At 35.9% G+C, this 26015-nt stretch carries 20 protein-coding genes; 9 read left to right on the top strand and 11 right to left on the bottom strand.

Features of this window, described 5'->3' with window-relative positions:
- Positions 1 to 80: 80 nt before the first annotated feature.
- A complete protein-coding gene (locus BN1066_RS13060; protein ID WP_077301735.1) occupies positions 81 to 320 on the bottom strand; it encodes a ferredoxin family protein in 240 nt (79 codons plus the stop codon).
- A gap of 460 nt (positions 321 to 780) precedes the next feature.
- Here BN1066_RS13060 and BN1066_RS13055 point away from each other — a divergent pair, with 460 nt between their 5' ends.
- Positions 781 to 978 carry a DUF2188 domain-containing protein gene (locus BN1066_RS13055; RefSeq protein ID WP_077319916.1) on the top strand — a complete coding sequence of 66 codons (198 nt, stop codon included), beginning with the start codon at positions 781 to 783 and terminating at the stop codon, positions 976 to 978.
- 137 nt (positions 979 to 1115) lie between these two features.
- On the opposite strand, the gene BN1066_RS13050 is transcribed toward BN1066_RS13055, so the two are convergent.
- Positions 1116 to 3287: a DNA topoisomerase III gene (locus BN1066_RS13050; RefSeq protein WP_077319915.1), complete on the bottom strand. Its 2172-nt coding sequence runs from the start codon at positions 3285 to 3287 to the stop codon at positions 1116 to 1118.
- A gap of 682 nt (positions 3288 to 3969) precedes the next feature.
- Between BN1066_RS13050 and ytaF the strand changes: the two genes are divergently transcribed.
- Positions 3970 to 4587: a sporulation membrane protein YtaF gene (gene ytaF, locus BN1066_RS13045; RefSeq protein WP_077319914.1), complete on the top strand. Its 618-nt coding sequence runs from the start codon at positions 3970 to 3972 to the stop codon at positions 4585 to 4587.
- 209 nt (positions 4588 to 4796) lie between these two features.
- On the opposite strand, the gene BN1066_RS13040 is transcribed toward ytaF, so the two are convergent.
- Entirely contained in the window at positions 4797 to 5588 is a 792-nt protein-coding gene (locus tag BN1066_RS13040) for an SDR family oxidoreductase (protein ID WP_077319913.1), read from the bottom strand.
- 990 nt (positions 5589 to 6578) lie between these two features.
- On the opposite strand from BN1066_RS13040, the gene BN1066_RS13035 reads away from it, so the two are divergent.
- Positions 6579 to 7433 carry a CvfB family protein gene (locus BN1066_RS13035; protein WP_077319912.1) on the top strand — a complete coding sequence of 285 codons (855 nt, stop codon included), beginning with the start codon at positions 6579 to 6581 and terminating at the stop codon, positions 7431 to 7433.
- A 93-nt stretch (positions 7434 to 7526) separates the two neighbouring features.
- Here the strand turns inward: BN1066_RS13035 and BN1066_RS13030 are convergent, their stop codons facing one another.
- The gene (locus BN1066_RS13030; RefSeq protein WP_077319911.1) at positions 7527 to 7811 is read right to left on the bottom strand and encodes a hypothetical protein; all 285 of its coding nucleotides are present in this window, start codon (positions 7809 to 7811) and stop codon (positions 7527 to 7529) included.
- 629 nt (positions 7812 to 8440) lie between these two features.
- On the opposite strand from BN1066_RS13030, the gene BN1066_RS13025 reads away from it, so the two are divergent.
- On the top strand, positions 8441 to 10135 hold the full coding sequence (locus BN1066_RS13025; RefSeq protein ID WP_245799786.1) for a M3 family oligoendopeptidase: 1695 nt from the start codon (positions 8441 to 8443) through the stop codon (positions 10133 to 10135).
- 331 nt (positions 10136 to 10466) lie between these two features.
- Positions 10467 to 11255: an HAD family hydrolase gene (locus BN1066_RS13020; protein WP_077319909.1), complete on the top strand. Its 789-nt coding sequence runs from the start codon at positions 10467 to 10469 to the stop codon at positions 11253 to 11255.
- A gap of 93 nt (positions 11256 to 11348) precedes the next feature.
- On the opposite strand, the gene BN1066_RS13015 is transcribed toward BN1066_RS13020, so the two are convergent.
- Genes BN1066_RS13015 through BN1066_RS13005 form a run of 3 tightly spaced genes read right to left on the bottom strand, consistent with a single transcriptional unit; the run spans position 11349 to position 14095 of the window.
- On the bottom strand, positions 11349 to 11876 hold the full coding sequence (locus BN1066_RS13015) for a chromate transporter (protein ID WP_077319908.1): 528 nt from the start codon (positions 11874 to 11876) through the stop codon (positions 11349 to 11351).
- Positions 11873 to 12451, bottom strand: coding sequence for a chromate transporter (locus BN1066_RS13010; protein WP_077319907.1), 579 nt, complete (start codon positions 12449 to 12451; stop codon positions 11873 to 11875). The genes BN1066_RS13015 and BN1066_RS13010 overlap by 4 nt, the downstream gene beginning before the upstream one ends.
- A gap of 30 nt (positions 12452 to 12481) precedes the next feature.
- Complete coding sequence (locus BN1066_RS13005; RefSeq protein ID WP_077319906.1) at positions 12482 to 14095, bottom strand: gamma-glutamyltransferase family protein; 1614 nt, start codon at positions 14093 to 14095, stop codon at positions 12482 to 12484.
- Between the two features lie 1144 nt (positions 14096 to 15239).
- Here BN1066_RS13005 and BN1066_RS13000 point away from each other — a divergent pair.
- From BN1066_RS13000 to BN1066_RS12985, 4 genes are all read left to right on the top strand, one after another.
- Positions 15240 to 15689: an Lrp/AsnC family transcriptional regulator gene (locus BN1066_RS13000; RefSeq protein ID WP_077319905.1), complete on the top strand. Its 450-nt coding sequence runs from the start codon at positions 15240 to 15242 to the stop codon at positions 15687 to 15689.
- A gap of 162 nt (positions 15690 to 15851) precedes the next feature.
- Complete coding sequence (locus BN1066_RS12995; RefSeq protein WP_077319904.1) at positions 15852 to 17600, top strand: sensor histidine kinase; 1749 nt, start codon at positions 15852 to 15854, stop codon at positions 17598 to 17600.
- Positions 17600 to 18328, top strand: a complete 729-nt coding sequence (locus tag BN1066_RS12990) for a LytR/AlgR family response regulator transcription factor (RefSeq protein WP_077319903.1) — start codon at positions 17600 to 17602, stop codon at positions 18326 to 18328. The genes BN1066_RS12995 and BN1066_RS12990 overlap by 1 nt, the downstream gene beginning before the upstream one ends.
- 928 nt (positions 18329 to 19256) lie before the next feature.
- Positions 19257 to 20714: a carbon starvation CstA family protein gene (locus BN1066_RS12985; RefSeq protein ID WP_077319902.1), complete on the top strand. Its 1458-nt coding sequence runs from the start codon at positions 19257 to 19259 to the stop codon at positions 20712 to 20714.
- Positions 20715 to 21100: 386 nt separating this feature from the next.
- On the opposite strand, the gene BN1066_RS12980 is transcribed toward BN1066_RS12985, so the two are convergent.
- Genes BN1066_RS12980 through BN1066_RS12965 form a run of 4 tightly spaced genes read right to left on the bottom strand, consistent with a single transcriptional unit; the run spans position 21101 to position 25992 of the window.
- Positions 21101 to 21835 carry an ABC transporter permease gene (locus tag BN1066_RS12980; protein WP_077319901.1) on the bottom strand — a complete coding sequence of 245 codons (735 nt, stop codon included), beginning with the start codon at positions 21833 to 21835 and terminating at the stop codon, positions 21101 to 21103.
- Positions 21816 to 22559 carry an ABC transporter ATP-binding protein gene (locus BN1066_RS12975; RefSeq protein ID WP_077319900.1) on the bottom strand — a complete coding sequence of 248 codons (744 nt, stop codon included), beginning with the start codon at positions 22557 to 22559 and terminating at the stop codon, positions 21816 to 21818. The genes BN1066_RS12980 and BN1066_RS12975 overlap by 20 nt, the downstream gene beginning before the upstream one ends.
- Positions 22556 to 23491 (bottom strand): hypothetical protein, encoded by a 936-nt coding sequence (locus tag BN1066_RS12970; RefSeq protein WP_077319899.1) that lies wholly within the window; start codon positions 23489 to 23491, stop codon positions 22556 to 22558. The genes BN1066_RS12975 and BN1066_RS12970 overlap by 4 nt, the downstream gene beginning before the upstream one ends.
- Positions 23488 to 25992, bottom strand: a complete 2505-nt coding sequence (locus BN1066_RS12965; RefSeq protein ID WP_077319898.1) for a lantibiotic dehydratase — start codon at positions 25990 to 25992, stop codon at positions 23488 to 23490. The genes BN1066_RS12970 and BN1066_RS12965 overlap by 4 nt, the downstream gene beginning before the upstream one ends.
- Between the last annotated feature and the right edge of the window lie 23 nt (positions 25993 to 26015).

The following is a 26015-nucleotide window of genomic DNA, read 5'->3' as shown; positions in this document are numbered from 1 at the left end:
ATCTTTTTTATTATTTCCACTGTCTACTTGACAGGGGGCAGTTCATTTGGAAATGAGCCCTTTTTATTTTCTTTATTCATTTATCTATTTGCAAAAAATTCTTCTGCTTTTTCTAAGAACACCTCTTGTTCAGCAGTTAAATCATACTCTTCTTCAATTGCATCAACAGGGCAAACTGCTTTGCAAGCCCCGCAATCAATACATACATCTGGGTCAATATAAAATTGGTCTGGTCCTTCTTCTATACAATCAACAGGGCAAACGCTAACACATTCACCTGACTTTTCACCCTGACAAGGATCTAATATTACAAAAGCCATCGATTCTAACCTCCCTTATATCGTTAAACCAAGCCTACTTCTTATTAAATGATACATGAGATGGTAATTGCAAGTAAACAGCTTACGTAAAATTTATCATGATTAATTTCCTATTCACTAATAAAGTGAAAGGAAATGTAGGGTTTTCTTTTCTCCCCACCGATTGTCAGAATGAACAGGATCAGGCATTTGAGTTGCAGTTGGATCGCACGCTTTTCCTCCTAGGTTTCACCTCGTAGCATGCATGGAGGAGCATGTCTTACTGCTAGTCACATGTGGAATAAATAGTTGGTTTTTCCCCCTGAGTCAGTTTATTCAACTGTTACTCAAACCATTCCCTCCTTATTCTATTGTTTGACTACAGCTAAAACTGGGAACAGCTTAACTACAAGTGCATATTAAAGCTGAAACTTGATTTTTTGAACAACCTTGATAAAAGATTGTAAAGGAGTTTTTATTCATGAGAACGTATAGTGTCACACCAAATGTTGATGCAACAGCATGGTTTGTAAAGCTTGAAGACGTGGCGCCAGAAGAATTGTATGATGCAAAAGATGAAGCCATTGCTGCCGCTGAGAAAATGGCAGTAGAAAACAGCCCCAGCAAAGTGCAAATATTAGATAAGTTCCACCATATTATTGAAGAAAAGCGATTTTAAACCAGCGTTTCTCTACAACATCAGTAAATAGTCTACCACCAATCCTTATAAAGCTGTAAACACAACCACACAACCATAACTAATAGAATAGCCCCCTTTGCACGATTACATGAAGCACAAAGGGGGCTGAATAATACTTATTTTTTCAATTTTGCCAGCTGTTCTGCTAAAGCATGATTAACGAATCCATCATCTTGTTTTTTCAAATACTTATTGATTTCTTTTCGAGAGACATTCTTTTTCTTTTCACGTTGTTTACGTGCATTAAATGTAGATAATTTCTCACGATACCCACATTTACATAAAAATAGTTGTCCTTCACCTTCTCCACGTAATTCAAGACGCTTATGGCAGTTAGGGCAGCGAGCGTTGGTATATTTAGCAATATTCTTTTTATGTCCGCAAGACCGGTCTTGACAAACAAGCATTCTCCCTTTTTTATTGGATATTTCTAGCATTAACTTGCCACAATGAGGGCATTTGGTTCCAGTCATATTATCATGTTTGAACGTTTCCTGACTTGCCTTTATTTGTTGAACTACCTGCTTTGTATACGTTTTGATCTCTGAAATAAATTGCCGCTGATTCAATTTACCTTCTGCAATTTGACTAAGCTTTTGCTCCCACTCTGCTGTTAGAGCTGGAGAACGCAATTCTTCAGGTACCAGATCAAGTAGCTGTCTTCCTGTTGGTGTGATGAAAATGTATTTTCCTTTCATTTCCATATACATACTATTGAATAGCTTTTCAATAATATCAGCACGTGTCGCAACTGTTCCAATACCACCTGTTTTACTTAATGTCTGAGCCAATTTTTTATCCTGACTGTTCATAAAGCGAGCAGGATTTTCCATTGCTTGCAGCAAACTGCCTTCTGTAAATCTTTCTGGCGGTTTTGTTTCTCCTTGAGTTAAAACATATGTTACTGTTTTAAAAACGTGACCTTTTTCCAAGGACGGCAACCGCTGTTCATTATCATCTGCTTCTTCGTCAAAATCGCGATGGTACAGCTCTTTCCAACCTTGCTTTCTAACTAGCTTCCCACTAGCAGTAAAATGTTCTCCGTCTGCTTCTGCCGTTATTGTCGTTTGTTCGAACTCATATGGATCGGACAATACTGCTAAGAAACGTTTTACTACAAGGTCATATATTTTTAGCTCTTTATCATTTAAATCCGTAAGTACAACCGCTTGTTCAGTAGGGATAATCGCATGATGATCTGTAACCTTCGCATTATTCACAACGGATTTAGAAAGTTTTAACTCTTTTTGTAAAATTTTATTAGCCTGACGAGCATATTGATCTACGCCACATGCTTTTACCCGATCCCTTAAAGTCGAAACAATATCCGAAGAAATGACTCGTGAATCAGTTCGTGGATAGGTTAAAATCTTATGGTGTTCATATAATTTTTGCATAATCGATAATGTTTGTTTACCCGAAAAATTAAAGATGCGATTTGCATCCCGTTGTAATTCTGTTAAATCATACAATTGCGGTGCAAATTTTTTCTTGTATTTTTTGTCTACGTTCACAATCGTTAATGGTTGGTTTGCAACCTTCTTTAACATCTTATCAGCAATTTGTTTCGAAAACAGCCGTTTATTATGATTGGTATCCTGCCAGATTAATGTAAAGCCTTTATTTATTTTCGCTTCTATTCCATAAAACGGCTTCGGCTTAAACGATTTTATCTCCTCTTCTCGAGCAGCAACCATAGCCAAGGTGGGGGTCTGCACTCGTCCAGTTGATAGTTGTGCATTGAATTTAGTTGTTAAAGCTCTCGTTGCATTCAAACCAACATACCAATCTGCTTCAGATCGTGCTACTGCAGAAGCATATAAATTTTCAAATTGCTTACCGGGCTTAAGCTGCTTAAAACCATCGCGTATTGCCTTATCCGTTACAGAAGATATCCATAATCGTTTTATCGGCTTTTTCGTATTTGCTTTTTCCAAGATCCAGCGTGCTACCAATTCTCCCTCTCTTCCGGCATCGGTAGCAATAACAATCTCTCGAACATCTTTGCGATTCAGCTGCACTTTAACTGTTTGAAATTGTTTCCCTGTCTTTTTAATAACACTCAACTTTAAATGAGATGGAAGCATCGGTAAATCCTCTAACTTCCACGTTTTATATTTCTGATCATAAACTTCCGGATCAGCTAATGTAACTAGATGCCCAAGCGCCCAAGTTACAATATATTTTGCACCTTCCATAAAGCCGTTACCTTTTTTATGACATTGTAAAACACGGGCAATATCCCGGCCAACAGAGGGCTTCTCCGCTAAAACTACTATTTTACTCATATTAAAAAATCCTTTCTTCAACTACCTAAATTTCATGATAACACAAAAGAACCTTTCTGTAATCGTACTAGAACCAACGCACAATATAGAAAGTTACTACTTAGTATAGTCGGCAGGATGAAGAAGAGCAACAGCTAGAAGTGCTCAGGATAAACGAACAAATGGCAGATCTTCTGAAGCGATAAGGTGTGAAACTTCATTCCGTAGAACGTTTTTTACACGGAATGTTAGTACCACAAGGGTATGACCTAAAGGCCCTTAAACCAATCGGGCATTTAGATGCCGTTTTTCACATAAATTTACAAATAATAAGCAGATATTTGAAATAAGAACCGGGATAAAGGAAACATCACTAAAACAGGGGGAGGCTGATGCCGATCGGCAAGCCCGCCTTTAAGTCGGCCTTTCTTTCGATTCGAGCCAATGTTTACTTATCATAGGAAGAAGAGCGAAGTTTGCTACAGCTTAAGTACTTAATCTAGATAAAGATACTTTTCAAAAAAGTTATCCATCATGTAGGAACAGATAGATTTTCTTAAACAACAAGATAAACAGTCTAGCAGACAATTAGCTATTGGAATTTTTTATTTTATAGGAAAGCGAATTGTCCATAAGTTGGATACGCACAACAAATGATGAACTACATACAATACTTTAGAACAAACGCAAAGGAATTGGTGCTATGTTTTTTTATACAGGTTTAATTCTTTTAGTGATTGCAGTCAGCTTAGATAGCTTTGGTGTTGGAATTATTTATGGGATGCGGAATATAAGAGTACCTTTAAATGCATTAGTTATCATTATGCTATGTTCGGGGGTTATCGTTTTAGCCTCTATGACGATTGGAAATTTGCTTCTTACCATGCTTACTCCAGATACAGCTAGTCTGCTTGGCGGAAGTATATTAATTATATTGGGTAGCTTTGCATTATATAATAGTCTATCTTCAAGAGCAGCTTCATCAGATAAGGAAAAAAATAATAAGCAAAATATTTTAACTGCTGTTTTAACTACACCGGATAGAGCTGACTTAGACTGTTCTGGAACGATTTCATCTGGTGAAGCTATTTTGCTTGGATCAGCGCTAGCTTTGGATGCATTTGGTGCTGGTATCGGCGCATCTATGCTAGGATATGGACCGATAGTAACTGCTGTATTAATCGCCTGTATGAGTGGTGTGTTCTTATTTTGCGGTTTAACGATTGGGAGATTATTGACAAAGAGTAAGCAATTGCAGCGCATGAAATTCCTCCCTCCAGTTTTACTGATCTTACTTGGGGTTGCCAGTTTATTACACTAGTTACTGTGCAATAACGGTAATCGATAAGGTTAAGAAACAAAACACATGGCGCTTTGAGCACATACTGGCAAACGGTAAACAAGGCTGTCCATAGGAGCGGATATTGTTTCTTAAACATGTAAACAAAAATGAAAGAACCTTCTTCGATAAAAAGGTTCTTTCATTTTTTCTGCTTATGATTTCTATACCATTTACACAGGTTCCTAATTTTAAAGTGCCTTAACAAGTCCACCATCCACTATTAAAGGTTGACCTGTAATATACGTATTTGCTCCTGAAGCTAAAAATACGACAGCTTTGGCAAATTCCTCTGGCTTGCCGTAGCGTTTCATTGGAATTTGTTGTTCTGCTTTAGCCATTACTTCCTCTGTTAACATGTTTAGTTTTTCTGCCCTTTTCTTATTTAAATCTAAAATTCGTTCCGTCTTAATAGAACCCGGTCCGACCGTATTAATTAAAATATTAGCTTCACTTAATTCTTGCGCTAATGTTTTGGAAAGTCCAACAATTCCAGGACGAATTGTGTTCGATAGTACTAAATTATCAAGAGCATGCTTGATGGAAGAGGAAGCAATATTGACAATGCGTCCGCTTTGCTGCTGCTTCATATGAGGAACAGCCTCTCGAATCGTTCTTACAAAACTAAGAAGATTTAATTCAAAGGCATGATACCAGTCTGCATCATCCATTTCAAGAAAGCTTCCAGCCGGCGGTCCCCCTGCGTTATTAATGAGGACATCAATCGTTCTACGTTGTGAAACAATGGTAGCAATCATCTGTTTAATTGCATGTGCATCCTTCATATCACAAACAATATATTCCACATTCGGATTGCCAGTCTCTTGTTTAATATCTTCTACTGTATGTTGTAAGTTAGTTTCACTGCGACTACTAATAAATACAGCGGCTCCCTCTTTCGCAAATTCCATCGCGATTGCTCTGCCTAATCCTTTACTACCTGCAGTGACAAGGACTGTCTTATCATTTAATTGCATATCCATCCAATCACTCCTTTATAATCTTGCCTACTAAAAGCACGCAATTCCTTACTAGAGCGTGTTTAAAAAGGGGATAAAAAAGATGAACGGCTATCTCAACACTTAGAACTTAAAAATTCTTATACGTTCTAACGTACGAAGAAATTCGCTGTGTCATTATTAACATGGTTTTTGAACAATCTCTAAAAGGAAAAGCACTAATGATATCCTTTTTATTATAACGAAAACATCTGAATTTAGCTCTTTACCATACTTAAAACAAAGAAATAATCCAACCGATGACAACAATTAAACCGATTATCATTAGAATTGTACGTATCATCATAATCTCCTTTTTTAAAAATTTCGTATTACTAAAATACCCATAGAATCCTAACCGTAAACTTCAAAGGCGTGTACCGACCCCTTCATGTTGATCATAACTTCTATTGGATATAAATAGTTAACAACGGTATTTGACAAATCGGTGATAATATGAGAGTATATGGAAGCTAACAAGCCGAAGTAATCATGAAGTAATCTGGCATTCTACCATGTTTTTAAAGATGCTTATTCACACTGGCGCGACTTCGGGGTCGCAAGGACGTAAAAGCAGGTTGGGTTTACGTTGCTTAAGTTAGAAAACATCCAGTGGAACATATACCGCGGTTAAGTGAAATTCTCACGATAATCAGTGTTATCGTAAATGATTATACATGCTGCATATGAAAATAAGAAAGAAGAATTTCTCATTCGAAGTTATTCGAACGTATAAATAAAGTGAAACTTCATTTAGTAGGAGATGGAAGAAAACTCCTACTGAATGTTAGTTGAACGAATCGGGCATTTAGGTGCCGTTTTCTCCTACTTAGACCTTTTGTATGAAACTCAAGATCTTAAGTGGGAGTCTTACGGCACCTTACATGCGGGATAAAAACTTATGTTACTTTGAAATCAAAGGGGGACTCTAAAGATGAGTGCCCCTTTTCCAATATAAAGAAAGAAGGGAATTAAATGAAACATTTAACAGGAACCATCCAATCCTTGACGGTTGATCGAATCATCGATACTGGATATGTACTAACATTTGAAACCAATGAGGTTCTATTGCACCATCAAGAAGCAGATCAAGAGCTGCAACCCAATCAAGAAGTAAGCGTGTTTTTATATTTAGATAAAAAAGGAAAAACCGTTGCAACCACAAAACTTCCCCATGTGCAGATGGATGTATATGGCTGGAGTATTGTAAAACAGGTAACTCCAAATCTTGGTGTGTTTGTAGATATCGGAACAACAAAAGAGATACTTGTATCTAAGGATGATCTACCCCTATATGAGAAAGTGTGGCCACAAACGGACGATAAACTTTTTGTCACACTCGGAAGGGACCGAAAAGGCAGATTGCTTGCAATTCCTGCAACAGAACAAGTGATATTTAGCAGAATAGAACCAGCACCTGAGAGTTTATTAAACGCCTCTATTTCAGGTACCGTTTATCGAACGAATAGAGAAGGTTCTGCCATCATTACTCCAGAGCATTATCGTGGTTTTATTCATTATACAGAACGAAAAAAAGAACCGCGTTTAGGAGAATATATACAAGGAAGAGTCATTGATGTTAAGGATGATGGTACACTAAACGTTTCCTTGCGCCCATTGAAAAGAGAAAGCATACAAGAAGACGCAGACCAAATTCTCGAACACTTAAAAGCAAATGACGGTGTGATACCGTTTGATGATAAAAGTGACCCTGAAGATATTCGAGCAACCTTTCACATAAGTAAAGCCGCCTTCAAGCGGGCAATAGGAAGATTAATGAAGGAAGGGAAAGTTGAACAGCATAATGGGTATACCCATTTATGCAACTAATGTGCTTTTCTAAAGTACAAAAAACACTATTCACAATAAAGAAACGGATATATTTCCTAATGAAAAAAAAGCGGGTTATCCGCTTTTTTTTCATTATACCCTTGCATGTGCATAAGTGTCTGTTAACGCTGTTATAATGAGGCCAATCGCTGCAGAAAATAATGATGCAATGCCCCATCCCCCTAAACCAGCGCCCATGATTTCAATTTTACCGAATGCAGCAGCTATTGTTAAGAATACTAATCCTGCAAGCCCTACCAAAATACCAGGATAGTAGCCCACATAGCTTTCCTTTGGTGTAGCTTTTAGCAAAATTAAGCTTACTACAATAACTGCAACTACAAGTATTGCACCAATTGTAAGCACCGATTGTAACATATTATTCACCCCATACATAAGTATATGCTTAATATAGTCTACAATTGAAATGAACGAAAGTCAATAAACCTAGCCTTTTTTTCAAAAGTGATTTCACCTAATTTGTAGCAGCACATGGCGATCTTTCAAGACCGTAGCGATTTTATTCTCTTTTTCAAAATACCTACTATTAAATACTGCTTATCTTTTTACTTTTTATTACATGGTAATTTTATATTCTACTAGAATAACTAATGAATTTTGAAAAATAAACAGGATTTTAAGTTTCGTATGTCGAATTAAATAAAGTAAATCAGTGGGTTTTTCTTTTATCCCCACTGAACTATTAGAAACAACAGATTCAGACATTTGACTTGCAGTTGGATTCTCCCCCTTATCTTCCTAGGGATTACCTCGTAGCATTAAAGTGGGAAGTGGAAGTCTTACTGCCAGTTATATGCGAGATAAAACATGCACTTAAAAATCCGTTTATGAATGTCATTGAAACAACATCTGTCACCTAGATGCAAAGTAAATTAAAACACCTATCATGGATAGATTTTTTTACATTTTCCATAACAGCTACTATAACGCTATTAAAATGTGCATGTTCCGCCCGTTCATGCGGGATTCAAACAAGGAGGGATACCGTGGCAACAACTTTTGAACAATATATATACAAACGACCAAATCTAGCTAAAGAAAAGGAACAGTTTACTCATCTGTTAAACGCACTTATTGAAGCTTCAACTATCTATGAAGCAAATAAAGCTATCCAAGCTATTAACCAATTTAGAAACAGATTATCCACATTATTTAATTTAGTCTTTATTCGCTCATCTATTGATACAAATGATGAGTTTTATCAGAATGAACGTGATTTCTTTGATCATGCTGAACCGGAAATAAAGGAACTGGATGTTACATTTTATAAAGAGCTCATTCAATCCCCATTTAGAAAAGAGCTTGAGCAACAATGGGGTTCTCAGTTATTTCACATCGCAGAATGCAGTGTAAGAACCTTTTCACCAGAAATAATTCCCTTGCTGCAAACAGAAAATAAGCTAACTTCTTCGTACGCAAAGCTAGTAGCTTCAGCCGAAGTAGAGTTTCAAGGGAAAACATATACCCTTGCTCAGTTAGGTCCCTTTACCGAAGATAAAAACCGGAATATCCGAAAAAAAGCTGTTCAAGTAAGAGCCGATTTCTTTGCCGAAAACAAAGCACAATTTGATGAGATCTATGACCAGCTCGTCAACGTTAGACATAAAATCGCAAAGAAGCTTGGATTTCGTAATTTTACCGAAGTTGGTTATCTTCGTATGCAACGCATTGATTACAATCCTGAAATGGTAGCTGTTTTTCGCAAGCAAGTGCGTGATGTTATCGTTCCGTTAGCTTCGAAACTTTATGAGAAACACGCTCAACGTATCCATGTAGATACATTGAAATATTATGACGAAATGTTTAAGTATCCAGATGGTAATCCGACTCCTAGAGGAAATGCAGATTGGATCATTCATAATGGCAAGAAAATGTATGCAGAACTTTCACCTGAGACCAATGAATTCTTTCATTTTATGCTGGAGCGTAACTTAATGGATCTGGAAGCAAAAAAGGGAAAAGAGGCAGGAGGCTACTGTACTTTTATAGAAGATTACCAATCACCGTTTATTTTTGCTAACTTTAATGGAACATCTAGTGATATTGACGTTCTGACACACGAAGCAGGTCATGCGTTCCAAACATACTGTAGTAGAACCATTGGAATTCCTGAGTATACTTTTCCTACCTTAGAAGCAGCAGAAATACATTCCATGAGTATGGAGTTCTTTACTTGGCCATGGATGAAGCTTTTCTTTGAAGAAGAAACTGAAAAATATCAATACGCACACATAACCGGTGGCTTATTGTTTATTCCTTATGGTGTAGCGGTTGATGAATTCCAACATTTAGTATATGCTCATCCAGAATGGTCACCGGATGAACGGAATAAGGCATGGAAACAATTGGAGGCAATCTACCTTCCGCATCGCGACTATGACGGAAATGACTATTTTTCATCTGGACGTTTTTGGCAAAAGCAAGGGCATATCTATGAGGACCCTTTTTATTATATTGACTATACATTAGCCCAACTATGCGCATTTCAGTTTTGGAAACGCTCAAGAGAAGATTTTCAAACTGCCTGGCAAGACTATGTAAAACTATGTAAGCTGGGAGGTTCTAAGTCTTTTTTAGAACTGGTAAAAGCTGCTAATTTGTCCTCACCTTTTCTTGAAGAAACCGTGGAGTCTGTTGTTCAATCCATTAAAAATTGGCTAATTAAGCACAATGATTTGTAATTTAGAACTTTATGTTTGTAGATAAACAAAATAAAGTTTATACTCGTCCATCTAATACTAGTGATTAAAATTATTTCCTTTTTAAAAAACATCCTCTTCCTATTTAAACTATACAGCCAAGTTTATTCAAACTTGGCTGTATTTTTTTACACTATAAGAAAAACGGTAGCTTTCGCCATAAAGACTTGGCAGCCAAGTCTTTCTAAATGAATGTAAATTATTCTTAAGAATGTTTTATATGCTATGACCGTAAAATTAGTTGACAAATACTAGAATCGTTTCATAATAGAGACGACAAACACTTCATCAAATAAAGGAGAAATCAAAGTCCATGACATATAAAACACTATTCCTCGATATTGACGGCACGATTTTAACACCAGATCATACGTACACTTCCTCTACAAAAGAGGCAATAGGACAAGTACAAGAACAAGGTATGCTTGTATTTATTTGCACCGGAAGGCCACTTCATGAAGTGAAAGAACTGGGAGAAGAACTAGGTGTAGAAGGCTATATTGGTTATAATGGAGCGTATGCCATCTATGAAGATAATATTCTTGTAGATGAACCAATAAATCAAAGCACCTTTGAGCAATTTTTGGCAGTCGCTAAAAAAAATAATCATGAAATTGTTTGCTATACAAGTGATAAAAATTATTTTACCTCATTAACGAACCCAGTTATGAAGAACTTTTCTGAAGTATTCCAGTTAAAAAATAATCGCATGTTAACACAAGATGTGCATAGTCAAATCCTTAGCTTTTCGCTAATCAATGTCCCTCCTGAACAGGCCAAGGAATATGAAATTTTAAATAACGATTTTTATTTATCTGAAGTGATCGTAAATGGTATTTCCGACTGTTATGATGTTATTCGTAAACGAGTAAATAAAGGAGAGGCAGTAAAAAAAGTGCTTCAGCATATAGGAGGAAAACCAGAACAGGCAATTGCCTTCGGTGATGGAATGAACGATAAAGAAATGCTGCAAGTGGTAGGTGAAGGTTTTGCTATGGGAAATAGTAATCCAGATCTGTTTCCATATGCAAAACACCGAACCACTTCTGTTGATGATTCGGGTATTTACAACGGACTAAAAAAACTAAATTTAGTGAAGTAAATGGTGTAAAATCTATTCCGTGGGTTCTTTATACCCACGGAATAATGGTTATAGAAGCTGTTTAAAAATTGAGTAAAATGATGATCGGAGGGGCTATAACCAAAATCCTCCATAAATAAGTGCACCTCCAATGACAAATGCAGGATGTAACTTCAGTCGTTCCATTAATAGATAACTAAGAAGTGCTAACACCGCTGTTTGCACGAATCCAATACTTACATAAGATTCGTTAAAAAACCGCCAAGCCATCACCCCGAGTAATATTCCAATAACTGGTCTGATGAACAACGTCATTCGCTTAACTTTTGGGGAGTCTTTATATTTATATAAGATGTTTAGTAAAATAATAATAAGTAATAGTGACGGTGCAACTGTGGCAAAGACTGCTACAGCAGCACCTAATACTCCCCCCACCTCAAATCCGATATAGCCTGCCATTTTTGTAGCGATCGGACCAGGCAGTGCATTCCCTAGTGCAAGAACTTCACTAAACTCTTGTACATTCATCCATCCATAACGGGAGACAACTTCATTTTCCACAAGTGGAATCGAAGCTGGGCCGCCGCCATAACCTAAAATGCCCGGAATAAAAAATGCAAGAAATATTTCCCAATAAATCATAAGGTATCACCTTCTTTGCGGGCTGCCCCTTCTTTTCGATTTCGATCCTTTTTTAACAGGGCAGCTATTAATAATCCTCCTATGATTATAGCTGGATGCACATGCAATATTTCTAACAGAATAAAGACGGCAATCAGCATCACACTGGTTACCACCCAACCAAGTCCGTTTCCAGCTTTTTGAATAAATTGCCAAGTTAATACAAGAAGCATAACGCCCACAACCGGAATTACAGCTGCTGTCATCCCTTGAACCCAATCAAATCCTTTAATAGAAGATAAAGAAGACAGTAAGACAATCATCAATATAATGGTTGGTAAGATCGATGCCAAAACAGCATTCATCATTCCCCAAAATCCAGAAACGCGATAACCAATATAACCTGCTAGTTTTGTCGCAATTGGTCCCGGCAACGTATTCCCTAACGCCAATAAATCTCCGAATTCTTCAGCGTCCATCCATTTATATTTGTCAACTACTTCTTTATGAATTAATGGAATCGAGCTGGGGCCGCCCCCATAGCCGAGTATCCCTACACGGAAAAAAGCGATAAAAATATTCCAATGTGTTTTCATAACTCACATACCTTTGTTAAATCATTCAGTTTACCAAGCAGCAATTGTTCCATCAGTACGAGATTCTGTGCCGCCAACCAGCACCCCTGTCTCTGCATTTCGCCAAATAATTTGCCCTCTACCAAAGCTATTCGATTCCAGCTGAATTTTCACATCATGTCCCTTTTCGGCTAATTGCATAGCTATGTGAGGAGGGAATCGCTGTTCTACTTCCACCTGTTTATCTTTCAGCCATTGCCAACGTGGTGCGTCCAATGCTGCTTGAGGGTTTAATTGAAAATCAAGCGTATTCATTACTACCTGTACATGTCCCTGTGGCTGCATAAATCCTCCCATTACGCCAAAAGGTCCGAGGGGTTGATTCCCCTTTGATATAAAGCCTGGAATAATCGTGTGGTATGTACGCTTATCACCACGAAGTGCATTTACATGATTTTCATCCATCGAAAAATTATGACCGCGATTTTGCAAAGCTATTCCAGTACCAGGTACAACCAACCCAGAGCCAAAGTCCATATAATTACTTTGGATAAAAGATACCATATTTCCTTCATGATCTGCTGTCGCTAAGTACACGGTACCGCTAAGAACTGGTTCTCCTGCTTCAGGCTGTAATGCTTTATCTTGAATAAGCGATCTGCGTAATTCGCCATATGTCTCATTTAGTAATTCTTCTACGGAATGTTTCATATACCTGGATTCAGTTACATGTTTTCCACCATCCGCAAACGCAAGCTTGATTGCCTCAATCTGCTTATGGTAAGTATCAACAGATTCCTTCTCCATAAACTTAAATCCACGCAAAATATTTAGAGCTTGAAGTGCAACAATGCCTTGCCCATTGGGTGGTATTTCCCAAATATCAAATCCTCGATAGTTCACTTTTATTGGCTCTACCCAATCCGGCTTATAATTAGCCAAATCTTCACCACTTAAAAACCCACCATTATCTTTAGAAAATTGAGCAATTCGTTCAGCTATTTCTCCACGATAAAAGGATTCTGCATAGGTATCGGAAATTTCCTTTAAGGTTTTTGCATGATCCGGTGAATTCCATATTTCTCCCGGTTCCGGTGCACGATTATTAGGAGCAAACGTTGTAAACCATGCGTTAAACAGTTCATCTGTTAATTCATGTTTATATGCTTCAAACGCTTTTTTCCAAAATCTACTCAAAATTGGTGAAACTGGATACCCTTCCCATGCATACTGAATAGCAGGCTCCAAAACAACAGACAGTGGCAATTTACCAAAACGTTTAGACAGCTCAGCCCACGCACCTGGAGCACCGGGTACAGTTACTGGAATCCAGCCATGTTTTGGAATTTTATCAAAACCGGCTTCCTTGATTGCCTCAATAGATATCGACTTTGGAGATTTACCACTGGCATTTAATCCATGCAGTTTGTCTTGTGTCCACACTAATGCAAATGCATCTCCACCGATACCGTTAGAGGTTGGTTCTACGACTGTCAAACACGCTGCAGTAGCAATAGCTGCATCAATAGCATTTCCTCCCTTTTTTAATATTTCCAATCCCGCTTGTGAAGCTAGTGGCTGGGAGGTTGCCACCATTCCATTTCTGGCATAAGTAACCTGTCGAGTTGTTGTATATGGCTGTGTTTGACTAAATAAGAATTGCATGTTTCTAAATGTCCCCCTTTGCATCGTTAAATTTTTTTAAGCGAATGTAAAAAAGTACGGTAAAATGACATATCGTACGTTGGCAAATTTAACACTGAAAATGAAGATAAAGTGAAACGTCAATCGGGGGTTTCCTTTCATCCCTCACTGATTGTTAGTACCGCAAGGGTATGACTGACGGTTGTATCGGGGATTTAGGCGCCACTTAGACTTTTTGTATCGTCCTCAGCTCTTGAAGTGGGAGTCTTACGGCCACCTTACATTCGAGATAAAGCATCAAAATTTTTCATGGTCAACGTATAAGTGCACTAAGCATAACTATATCTTTTTTCAGTCAACTTATAGTGTATATTATCAAACAACTCTAAATTTGTAAATAACGCCACAAACATAAATAAATAAAATAACAAATAACACCTTCTTATATAAAATATTTAATTAGTTTCACCTTCTTTTTGTAATTTCTTATTCAATATAGGCAACTGTTATGTAAAAATTTTAAAATACCGCTTTTATATAGAACGATAACACTTTCTCTTTCGTGTTTCTCAAAACTTGAAATAAAACCGTTCACCAACCAATAACTTCTTCAAGGCGTAATGAGGAAGTAAAAAAATAGCAGTTAAAACTATTCAATATGAAAGTGAAACTTCATTTAGTTAGGCTTTCCTCCATTCCCGTACTGAATACTAGTATCACAAAGGTATGACCTAAAGCGCTTTGAACGAATCGACATGTTGGTGCCGTTATCTCCCACTCAGACTCCGTCTCTCAAGAGTGAGAGTCTTACGAAACGGATAAAAATGAAATCACCTAAGTATATGAGCACTAATCAAGTTGCTTTATACGTTTTAAAATGAATAATAATGTAGCACAGAAACGAAGGAAACCGGAATATTTTTTTACCTATAAATTTAAATACAATTAGGACTTATGTGCACTAAGGTTAAGCCTGACTATGTTTTCTTCACATATAAATTCTGGTAAACTAAAACGTAGCTGAGAAGGTCATATTTTATTTCTTCACTTCTCAGAATGCCGTGTCAACCAATCAGAATCCATTTAGAAGGTCTATACCATTATGCTAGAAGTGAGCATTATACAGCCGCCTTAGATACATAATAAACAATAAGGAGCTCAAAACATGAAATTGGATAATATAGATAAACAATTACTAGCAGAATTATCTGAAGATGGGAGACTATCATATGTAGAGCTAGCAGAAAGGGTTGGGCTATCTCGAGTAGCCGTAAAGGATCGAATTCAAAATTTAAAGGATAAAGGCGTGATTGAGAAGTTTACCGTTGTGATTAACTCTGAAAAATTTGGCAAACAAGTCTCTGCTTTTTTTGAAGTAGATGTTGAACCAATGCAGCTTCAAGAAGTTGCGCAAAATTTAGCAAATAATCCTCAAGTAGCGAGCATTTATCAAATGACTGGACCGAGTACATTACATATGCATGTACTTGTAGAAGACTTTCAAAAATTAGAAGCCTTTATTAATAAAGAACTATATTCCGTTAGTGGCATTACGCGGGTAGAAAGTTCAATTATTCTAAAACGTTTTAAAAGCCGGACAAGTTTTAAACTATAAGCTTACAACTTCTCTTTGTTATGATCATCAAAATTTTTAATGGAGTGCTATGCTTCAAGAATAGTGCCTGTTTACCATGTTATATTCAGGTAAAGTTTCCTATGCTGAATTGTGAATTCAATAACATTACCAAGCAAATCGGATGGAAAAGAGGTTATACTTATGTTTGATCTTTTGGTTTTGATGCTAGAAAGACTCGGTATCATTGTTATGCTCGCCTTTTTATTAACAAGATTTCGGTTCTTTCGTAATTTGATGTCCCCACGTACATTAAGCCACAGTCAACAATATAAGGCCATGCTATTCTTTGGTTTGTTTGGGATTATTGGAACGTATACTGGACTTATTTTTAATTCAGCAACTTCGGATATTGAGCGTTGGCGAATAGGAATTGAACCAGATGAAGCAATTGCTAATTTTAGAGTCATTGGTGTAGTAGTGGCGGGACTACTTGGTGGTTATAAAATCGGATTCGGTGCGGGAGTTATTGCAGGCGTCCATCGTTTTATGCTCGGTGGCTATACCGCATTAAGTTGTGGACTTGCAACGATCATTGCCGGCGTTTTTTCAGGTTATTTCCATAAAAAACAAAGCTATAATTCCTTGCCAAAAGTATTTACAATCACGGCCTCAGCTGAAATTATACAGATGCTACTTATTCTTTTATTATCAAGACCGATTGAAAAAAACATTCCACTTGTAGAAGTAATTGGACTTCCAATGGTGCTTGCAAACGGACTTGGTGGAGCTTTATTTATACTGATCATTCAAATGGTTGCCAATGAAAAGGATAGAATAAGCGCACACCAAGCTCAGTTGACGTTACGTATCGCAGATATGACATTAGCGCATTTGCGAAAGGGGTTGGACTATCATACAGCTCAAGCTGTTTGTAACATTTTATATCGAGAGATGAATGCAATTGCCGTTTCGATGACAGATGATAAAGAAATTCTTGCTCACGTTGGCTTAGGAGATGACCATCACACACAAGCTAGCAGTATCCAAACCCAAGTTACTCGTGACACGATTCAATCAGGAGAGCTTACCGTTGCAGCTTCAGAACAGATCCATTGCAGCCATGAAGATTGTCCGCTTAAAGCTGTAGTTATCGCTCCGTTAAAGCAAGGCGAAAAAACAATCGGTACACTCAAATTTTATTATCATTCTAAAAATGAGATTAACACGGTGGTTAAGGAAATGATGTCAGGTCTTGCAAAGCTGTTGAGCAATCAACTTGAAATTGCTCGAGCTGAACAGGCGTTACAATTAGCAAGAGAATCTGAAATTAATGCATTGCAAGCACAAATTAGACCACATTTTCTATTTAACACATTAAATACGATTACATCACTTATTCGAATCGATCCAATGAAAGCACGCAAATTACTCGTATCGTTATCCAATTTTTTGCGAAATAACTTAACCGTAACCACAGATAAAGAAACTACGATTGAGCAGGAATTAAAACATGTTCAGGCATATTTAGATATTGAATTAACACGATTTTATGATCGCCTTCATGTTGATTACAATATTGACGAAAGCTGTTTACAAGAAACCATTCCTCCATTGATTTTACAGCCAATTGTCGAAAATGCTATGAAGCATGGACTAAGAGATAAAGCAACGAATTGTCATATCGAAATACAAGTGAAAAGGAAACATAAACAGATCCATATTTCTGTTATAGATAATGGAAAAGGAATGGATCCAGCATATGTAAAGCAAATTGGCAACCATGTTATACATTCAAAGTCCGGAACAGGGATGGCGTTATATAATATTAATCGTCGACTGGATATGAAGTTTGGCGAACAAGCAAAGCTGCAAATTCATAGTAATTTAGGCGAAGGGACAGAGGTCAGTTTTATCATACCAGCAAAAGAGCGTGAAACGGAGGAAAAATAATGCGAGCGGTTATACGTACGATAGTTGTTGATGATGAAAAATTAAACCGTGAAGAGCTAATCTATTTACTAGGGTCCTATCCATCTATTCAAGTTATCGGGGAAGCAAACTCAGGTGAATCCTGTATTATGGAGGCAATGAAAAAAAAGCCTGACCTTGTATTCTTAGATGTAGAAATGCCGGGGATGGATGGTATGGAAGCGGCTGAATCTTTAATGGAACTTAAAAAACCACCATTATTAGTTTTTGCTACCGCATATCCGCAATTTGCCGTACAAGCTTTTCGCTATGAAGCAGTTGATTATTTATTAAAACCATATGATGAAAATCAACTTGCTCAGACAATTACGCGTATTGAAAAAATAGTGCTCGGTAAAGCGAAAATAGAACAGGAAACGGCAAATAAACTAGGTATTGAAAATGAAGATGGTGTAGTATACCTTGAACCAAATGATATATTATATATTCAAAGCGAAGAGAAACAAGTAAAAATTATAACTGCTTCTAAAACATTTTTTACTAAAAAAACATTAAAAGATTTAGAATCGAAATTGATCCCGTTTGGTTTTTTTCGTATTCATAAAAGCTATCTCATTAATTTGAATCATGTCAGTCAAATAACACCTTGGTTTAACGGTGCTTATAATTTAAAAATACAAGGAAGCGAAAAGCTTCTCCCGGTTAGTCGTAATTATGTGAAAGGTTTACGCGAACGCTTGGAACTTTAATTATTAGCTAAAACTAAAGTACAGTCATATCATTACAGGAGTTGTTCCATATATTGATGTATTGGACGACTCTTTCTAGTCATGTATAGAGCACCGATGGTAAAGGTATATTTTAGAAAAACTTGGCTTGTCGCCAAGTCTTAGCGAAAGCTGTCGTTTTTCTTATACGATAAAGTGAAACTTCATTCCGTGGAATGCTTTCTACACGGAATGTTAGTACCACAAGGGTATGACCTAAAGGCCCTTGAACCAATCGGGCATTTAGGTGCCGTTTTTCTCATAAAGTTGCAAAATGATAAGCAGATCTTTGAAATGTGAAAAATATGGCACCTTACATGCGGGATAAACCCTAAAATTTTATACTTTCCTATAGTGGAACAAACAGTAAAACGTTGATTTTAGTACTTTTTCTTATAATGACGTTCCCTGTTCTTCAACCTGTTTCTTGTTTTTGGGCTTCTGCTTGGTTTTGAGTGCTCTAGCCACTACCTTACTTTCGCTAGTTAGAAGGTTAATCTTTTACTTCGTATCTCTCACACGAATTCAGGAATTTTTCTAAAAACTTCTTCACTTTAGATAGGACTACTATTAAATTTATTACTTTTACTCCTATCCTATAATTTTTGCCTCCATCAAAGTTTGCCCTTTTCTTCATCAGCTTGAAAATTATTTGCTTTATCGGGTTCCGATCCAAAGTTAGTTAATGTATCCGTTTATAATTCGGTTTTATCTAATTTTGCTAACTCCGCCATTCTGTAAATTTCCTCAACCAACTCGAAAAACTCCCTACCGTATTTGATATCTTTTCATCCTCACTTTTTTGCATGTTAGTTCCTAAAAAAGACATCTTATCTAAAATCTCTCTTTTTAAAGCGTCTTCATATTACATTAAATATGTAAACGAATTCATATGAAGGGGAGTGTTTATATGTTTACATTTATAGGAGGTATTATATTATTAATTGTAGGTTATTTCACATATGGTAAGTTTATTGAAAAAGTTTTTGGAGTAAAACCTGATCGTCCTACTCCCGCTATAACAAAGCAAGATGGCGTCGACTATCTTCCATTGCCTAGACGGAAAAATGCGATGATTGAATTAATCAGTATTGCGGGAGTTGGACCCATATTCGGTCCAATAATGGGGGCATTGTATGGACCTGTAGCCTTTCTTTGGATTGTCCTCGGTTGCATTTTTGCAGGAGCCGTTCATGATTACTTGACCGGTATGATTTCTATCCGTAATGGAGGAGCACATCTTCCACAACTCGCTGGTAAGTTTTTAGGAAAATATATGAAGCATTTGGTTAATCTGTTTTCAGTAATCTTATTATTATTAGTTGGTACTGTTTTTGTTAGTTCTTCCGCGAGTTTAATTTTTGATTTATTTAACGGTTCTATTGCATTAGTAACTCTTACTATTATCATTTTTGGATATTATATTTTATCAACGATGTTGCCTATAGATAAAATCATTGGTAAACTTTTTCCGATTTTCGGTATCTTTTTGCTTGTTGGTACACTTTCATTAGGAATCAGTCTTGTCATTAATCAAGCTCCTATTCCTGAAATTTCCATAACAAATATGCATCCAGAGAATACTCCAGTATTTCCACTATTATTTTTAGTTATCTCCTGTGGTGCTTTATCTGGCTTCCATGCAACACAATCACCGATTATTGCCAGAACAACTAAAAATGAAAAAGAAGCACGAAGCGTTTTCTATGGCATGATGATTGTAGAGGGAATTATTGCTATGGTTTGGGCTGCAGCAGCAATGAGTTTATTTGGCGAAACAGTAACGTTAAATGAATTGATTCAAACGATTGGAACAGGAGGAATTGTAAGCGAAGTTGGTACAATGATGCTTGGATCTATCTTAGGTACTGTTCTCGTTATGTCCGTTATCTTTCTTCCACTCTCATCAGGAGATACAGCATTCCGCAGTGCTCGCATGATTATAGCTGATTATTTTAATATGTCCCAAAGTAAAATAGCTAAGCGCTTAATTATTGCTCTACCATTATTTACGATTTCCGTTATCTTAACCAATATGGATTTCACATTACTTTGGCGATATTTCTCTTGGGCAAATCAATCCCTAGCAGTAATTGCATTATGGGTAGCTTCCATGTACCTGTTTATTGCTAAAAAGAATTATTGGATCGCCATGCTCCCAGGTATTTTTATGACCTATGTAACGACAGCATATATCCTTCATGCGGAAATTGGCTTTCGAATACCGATGAATATAACCTATATTCTTAGTGCTGTTATAACTATAGGAATCATTGTATTATTTTATAAATATGCACAGCAAAATGCGAAAAATAATATGCAAATTGAAGAAAACATCCCAGTCAATCCAGGAGCCGATGCCGCTTAAAGAGTAAGAGCAATTAACTGTTAGGCACTAACATTGACAGACAGAAAGAGCAATGAAGCTAGATACTACTCGAAAGTGTAGACTTTCAAATGTTCTGATTTAACTTCACGTTGTTCTAGTTCGACTTTCAAGCATTCTGGTTTAACTTCACGGTGTTCCGGTTCGTGGTTTAACTTCACGGTGTTCCGGTTCGACTTTCGAGCGCTCTGGGTCAACTTCGCAGTGTACTGATCCAACTTTCGAGCGCTCTTTTTCGACTTTGCGGTGTTGTTCGATCTTACTTTTACTTTATCCTGTTTCTAATTCACGGGTACTATTAATGGAAAATGATTGAAATAAATTCTCAGCATGTTGTCTATGTTATGGTATTCCTGTACCAGAACATTTTAATACTCGTATGAACGCGATTTAAAGAAAATAAGACCTAAACATAAGATTACAATAAATACTAAATAGAGAACATTTACAAGTTCTACACTAGTCCAGTTCCACACGCTTAAAAGGACTTCTTTCATGTGGTAAAAAGGGTTTATATCAACTAAAAATTTAAAATAACTTGGAATCCCATCCGTTGGAAACATTAAACCAGAACCAAATAATACATACTGAAACATGATTATCGTATATGGTAACACCTGTCTAGAGTTCTTAAATAAATTATGTGTGGATAAGCTAAATAATAACGTAATACCAATGATTATCATGAAAGTGATAACAAACAAAAACATATGATCCGTCACTTTTGTATCAAATACAGCAATTCCTATTACTAAAATTTCAGCAAAACCTAATAGGGATAGGAGTACTCCCCTTATGACATAGGTAAAAATAATTTGATAGATACTGATGGACGAAAGAACAAGTCGTTTATGTATTCCTCTCTCTTTTTCAGTAACATATTGCAAACCGATATTAAAAAATAACACTAAAAACGAAATCAATAACGCATATATCGGTATATATGGACCGAAGTTTTCTGAGCCACCAATTTGCACACTAAAAATCTTCATAAATACAAAGAAGAAGATGCCTGGTAACACTAATATCGGAAGAGCGAAAAACGGTTCTCTAAAGAAAACGATAAAATCGTATTTACTCAGTTTAACAAGTGACTTGTTCATCCGTATTGTCCTCCTTATTGGTTATGTTGAAATACACTTCTTTAAAATATGTGGCATTATACTTCTTTTTTAAAACTATTGGGTCTCCCTGTTCAGCAATGACCCCATCATTTAATATGAGTGCATAGTCCGCATACATATCCACTTCTTCTAGTGAATGGGTAGACAAAAGAACGGTAACCCCTTGGTCTTTAGCTTTTTTAATCGTCTTCCATAGATCATTCGTTGCTTCTGGATCAAGCCCTGTGGTAGGTTCGTCTAGAAATAAAACTTTCGGCCTATTTAAAAAAGCGCAAGCAATTAATGTTCGTTTTTTCCAACCACCTGATAATTTTTCGTATTTTACGTGAAGATGGGATTGTAAGGAAAATATTTTTATAACTTCCTCTACTCTTTCCTTACTGATATTATGGAAAGAGGCAAATAAGTCGAGAATCTCTGCGATTTTTAAATACGCATACATCCCACCCTCTTGGAAAACAACTCCAATATTCGAACGGATTTTTGCTAAGTTGTTTTTTTTCTTTAAGTCAAACCCGTGAATGGATACCTCTCCTGAATCCCAATTCTTTAAGGTCATTAGTATTTCTAATAATGATGTTTTACCTACGCCATTAGGACCTAATATTGCAATGATTTGGTTCTCTTTTACTTCAAAGGAGACGTTATTTAGGACTTTTTTATTTCCATAAGATTTATAAAGATTTTTAACTTGTAATATCACCTTAACACTCCCTTTCTGTTTGTATCCGACTCTACTTCTATATCCATTACTTCTGAGTTAAAGCTATAATTATGAAAAGCAAACACTTGATTAATTGGTAACTGGGCATCGTCTGCTAAATACTTTAATGTATTTTTCATTATAAAATAGAGTGTTCGGTTAACCAAACCTGCTACAATAAGAGATTGAGGAACAGCTGGTAAGGAAATAGGAGATTGAAATACTTGTTTGAATGAGTCATATCCATAGCTTGCTTCATTTACAATTAAAGGTCCGACGATAAATTTCTTCGCATAAAATCCGTAATGCAAAGTAATTTCATTTCCAACTACTTCTTTGAAATGTAATATATCTATTAAATGGTAGTCAATAAGACGGTTATCTATGATATGAATAGTCTGTTTAGATGCTCTTGTCATATATTCCATCTGTTTTTCTTTGGATAGAGATGAAAGGACGTGAATATGGTTATTAATAAATTTTTGCATGATAAATAATAATTCCGTATGAATGCGAAAGTGATGGAAAGAATTAAATCTCTTCTTAACATAGTTTTTATCTATTAGATCGTACTCTACTTGTAAATGGTGCTCAATAGATATCGCTTTATTCTCTCTTCTTTCCATTTGTGAGACCGTTGCCGTGTTTTTTACGTATGTTTTCACATTTTCTTGTAGTTTCGCTTTATTTAACACTCCAAACTGTTCATAACAATAATTTACAAATGATTTTTTAAATAATGAGATATCAAGATTATTATCCTTTGTTACCACTCGATAATTAGGCCCACCATACCAATCTCTCTCAGCATGGAATGGAATATTTGCTTTCTGAAAATAAGGGATAACGAATTGTTCATAAACCTGCTTTTTTTGCATTTCATTACCAAAAAAATAAGCCCTTACTTCTTGTACATCTTCCAAGCCTTTCATTCTAAATTCACCTCAATCTGGTACTCCATATTATGTGTATGGTGGGATTGTTTAGGGTAAAATTCTTTTAAAACAATAAACTTCTCCTCTTTAATAAGCTTTTTAAACTCTTTTACAAATAAAGGAGAGTACAGATTCATATACTGCGGTTTCATTTCCGATCGATTAGAATTCGCGAAATCAAATGTTTCTCTAGTAATATATTTACTTACAAAAAACTCCAAAGGCAACTCATTTTCTTTAAAGATATCAATTAATGCAACGTAGTTATCATAGTCGGATGAATGTTCTTCTTTTACCATATTTTCCGTAGACAATAGCCACTTCTCCCTAATAATTGTTAACATACCAAGTTTCAAACGCGGGATATGATCGACAACGCTTCCCTCTAGCTGCTCAGGTATTTCCCATAAATTAAAAAATTCAGCATCGAATCGTGGAGATATAGCTGTTGTTAACATTCGAATACTCGGTGGTAACATATAATCTACTAAACTGCCAATATAATCAATAGCTAAAGGGAAATCTGGATTAGATTGTTCTACAATGTCTACCATTTCTGTTTGTTGGTTATATCTATATAATAAATTTTTACTTGATTTTGCTGATTGATCCCTTGTATGCGTTTTACTATATGGAATCATTAATCGATGATGAATAAACCGTTCATGATAATTCGCATTAAATCCAAATCCTTCTCTAATCTCCAATAAGTTATTGGGAAAGATGGTCTGGATATACTTCTGAAAATCTTCATCTTGATATATTCCGCGTTCGAAATGGAAATAGCGAATAAATAATTTAAGATTCCCTGCATATAACTTATTTAAAACATAGTCATCCTCTGCTTTTTGAAACAAGACAGTTGATGATAATGGTGTTATTCGTAAATCCATCGTTTGCATAAGATGAGCAAACCATTGTTCCACTTTCTCTTTATCTATTTCACCAGTTTCTCCATGCTGTTTAAGTTCAAGTAAATGTTTTCTTATTTCCTCTTTTACTTTCTCAAAAACCTTTGCACCTCTTGATTTCAAACCATCTACTGGGGCTAAAACATTCGACCAATTATTAAACCTCATAACTTCATCTAAGTATAATTTTCTTATTTCTCCCTTTCCAATAGGAGTCAAGTTTTGTTTATATAGGTCATAATATTTATGTGCAAATTCATACCTGAATTGAAGAGGGATACTCGTTAAGATAGCTAGTTTTTGAATGTAAGAAATGTCTTTTAATAATGAAGGTTCAATCGCTATTGTTTCTTGTGAGTTTCTGATTAGATAATCTTCATAAAAGATATTTTCTTTAGAAAACGAATGATCAAATAGTTGTTCCACTTGAGCAAGGCTTTTGGCAATGGAGGAATAAATTCGAAAACGTTTTTGAAAGGTTACATGTTTATATTCATGTAATCGTTGAGAAATATTTTGTATTGATTCTAAGATGACTGTTCGTTTACTTGATTTCACATCAAGACGAGATATGGTATCCCAAAACTCTTGTAAAATATCCTCTGAGTACTCATCTAACTCTAAATCTGGATAAAGAATTCCTTTCTTTAAAAAGCCTTCTTTAAATAAGAGATGTGCCTTATCTTTACTTATAAATTGAGACAAAACATCAACGATTTCTTGGTAGGTTAGGGACTCCTTATATGTTGATAGCGCTTGAAAAATCGGATTATTAGATGAGGTAAAATGCTGCTCAATATTGTTGAATATTTTTCCTCTATTTATATCATGTCGAATTATAAAATCCATCTTTGACTTATTATAAGATACTCCTGCAAAACGATATGTCAACTGAGGAATTAATTCTTCATCTTGGCTAATAAGTTGAATGATTTTCTGTAGTATATAGAAATTAATTTCTAGTATGTATACTTTTTCTTCATTTTTTTCGTTTAAAGAAGAACCGAATTTCTTTAATTCAATTCCAGTAAAAGAACTAAATGGACTTGTTTTGTATGCTGAGCATGCAAGAATTCGCAGTAATGTACTATCTAGTTTCCTATGCTTTGCTTTATGATTACATGGCAGCGTTTCTAGATATTTACCTAGTTTATGATACATTTCATGATTTACTAGTGGGAGCGGGTTTGTAATTTCCCGATTTTCATTAAATAAATTCCATAATTTCTCTCTATGTACTTTTTCTGTTTTTATGAAAGTATCTTTTAGATTTTTTTCTTGAAGAATTAATTCATCAAAAATCTTTTTATATTTAGTCGTTATTTCCGCAATTTCTTCAGGCACTTGATTTATATGTACGTTCTTCAAATTATAAATGCGCCTTTTATAATTTAAAATCCTATTGTTTTTCGTACGTTCAAAGATATTTTCCAGCTCTTTAACCATCTCTTTGCTTTTCATCACAAATGTTTGATATTGCGATAAATAATAACGAATATTCTGAACAAGTTTTTCGTTTGAAAATTCCTCCATATCTTTATATGAGATTGGGTTCTTTCTCATGATATACCACGGGAAAAGCTTCATTTTATATCTTGCTCTCCTTAATG

Source organism: Virgibacillus proomii (assembly GCF_900162615.1).
GTDB classification, from domain to species: domain Bacteria; phylum Bacillota; class Bacilli; order Bacillales; family Amphibacillaceae; genus Virgibacillus; species Virgibacillus proomii.
This window is presented reverse-complemented; position numbering and strand designations above follow the sequence as displayed.

Bases quoted from the DNA above. Each gene is read 5' to 3' on its own strand.
- BN1066_RS13060 (WP_077301735.1), bottom strand. From the start codon at position 320: ATGGCTTTTGTAATATTAGATCCTTGTCAGGGTGAAAAGTCAGGTGAA.
- BN1066_RS13055 (WP_077319916.1), top strand. From the start codon at position 781: ATGAGAACGTATAGTGTCACACCAAATGTTGATGCAACAGCATGGTTT.
- BN1066_RS13050 (WP_077319915.1), bottom strand. From the start codon at position 3,287: ATGAGTAAAATAGTAGTTTTAGCGGAGAAGCCCTCTGTTGGCCGGGAT.
- ytaF (WP_077319914.1), top strand. From the start codon at position 3,970: ATGTTTTTTTATACAGGTTTAATTCTTTTAGTGATTGCAGTCAGCTTA.
- BN1066_RS13040 (WP_077319913.1), bottom strand. From the start codon at position 5,588: ATGGATATGCAATTAAATGATAAGACAGTCCTTGTCACTGCAGGTAGT.
- BN1066_RS13035 (WP_077319912.1), top strand. From the start codon at position 6,579: ATGAAACATTTAACAGGAACCATCCAATCCTTGACGGTTGATCGAATC.
- BN1066_RS13030 (WP_077319911.1), bottom strand. From the start codon at position 7,811: ATGTTACAATCGGTGCTTACAATTGGTGCAATACTTGTAGTTGCAGTT.
- BN1066_RS13020 (WP_077319909.1), top strand. From the start codon at position 10,467: ATGACATATAAAACACTATTCCTCGATATTGACGGCACGATTTTAACA.
- BN1066_RS13015 (WP_077319908.1), bottom strand. From the start codon at position 11,876: ATGATTTATTGGGAAATATTTCTTGCATTTTTTATTCCGGGCATTTTA.
- BN1066_RS13010 (WP_077319907.1), bottom strand. From the start codon at position 12,451: ATGAAAACACATTGGAATATTTTTATCGCTTTTTTCCGTGTAGGGATA.
- BN1066_RS13005 (WP_077319906.1), bottom strand. From the start codon at position 14,095: ATGCAATTCTTATTTAGTCAAACACAGCCATATACAACAACTCGACAG.
- BN1066_RS13000 (WP_077319905.1), top strand. From the start codon at position 15,240: ATGAAATTGGATAATATAGATAAACAATTACTAGCAGAATTATCTGAA.
- BN1066_RS12995 (WP_077319904.1), top strand. From the start codon at position 15,852: ATGTTTGATCTTTTGGTTTTGATGCTAGAAAGACTCGGTATCATTGTT.
- BN1066_RS12990 (WP_077319903.1), top strand. From the start codon at position 17,600: ATGCGAGCGGTTATACGTACGATAGTTGTTGATGATGAAAAATTAAAC.
- BN1066_RS12985 (WP_077319902.1), top strand. From the start codon at position 19,257: ATGTTTACATTTATAGGAGGTATTATATTATTAATTGTAGGTTATTTC.
- BN1066_RS12980 (WP_077319901.1), bottom strand. From the start codon at position 21,835: ATGAACAAGTCACTTGTTAAACTGAGTAAATACGATTTTATCGTTTTC.
- BN1066_RS12970 (WP_077319899.1), bottom strand. From the start codon at position 23,491: ATGAAAGGCTTGGAAGATGTACAAGAAGTAAGGGCTTATTTTTTTGGT.
- BN1066_RS12965 (WP_077319898.1), bottom strand. From the start codon at position 25,992: ATGAAGCTTTTCCCGTGGTATATCATGAGAAAGAACCCAATCTCATAT.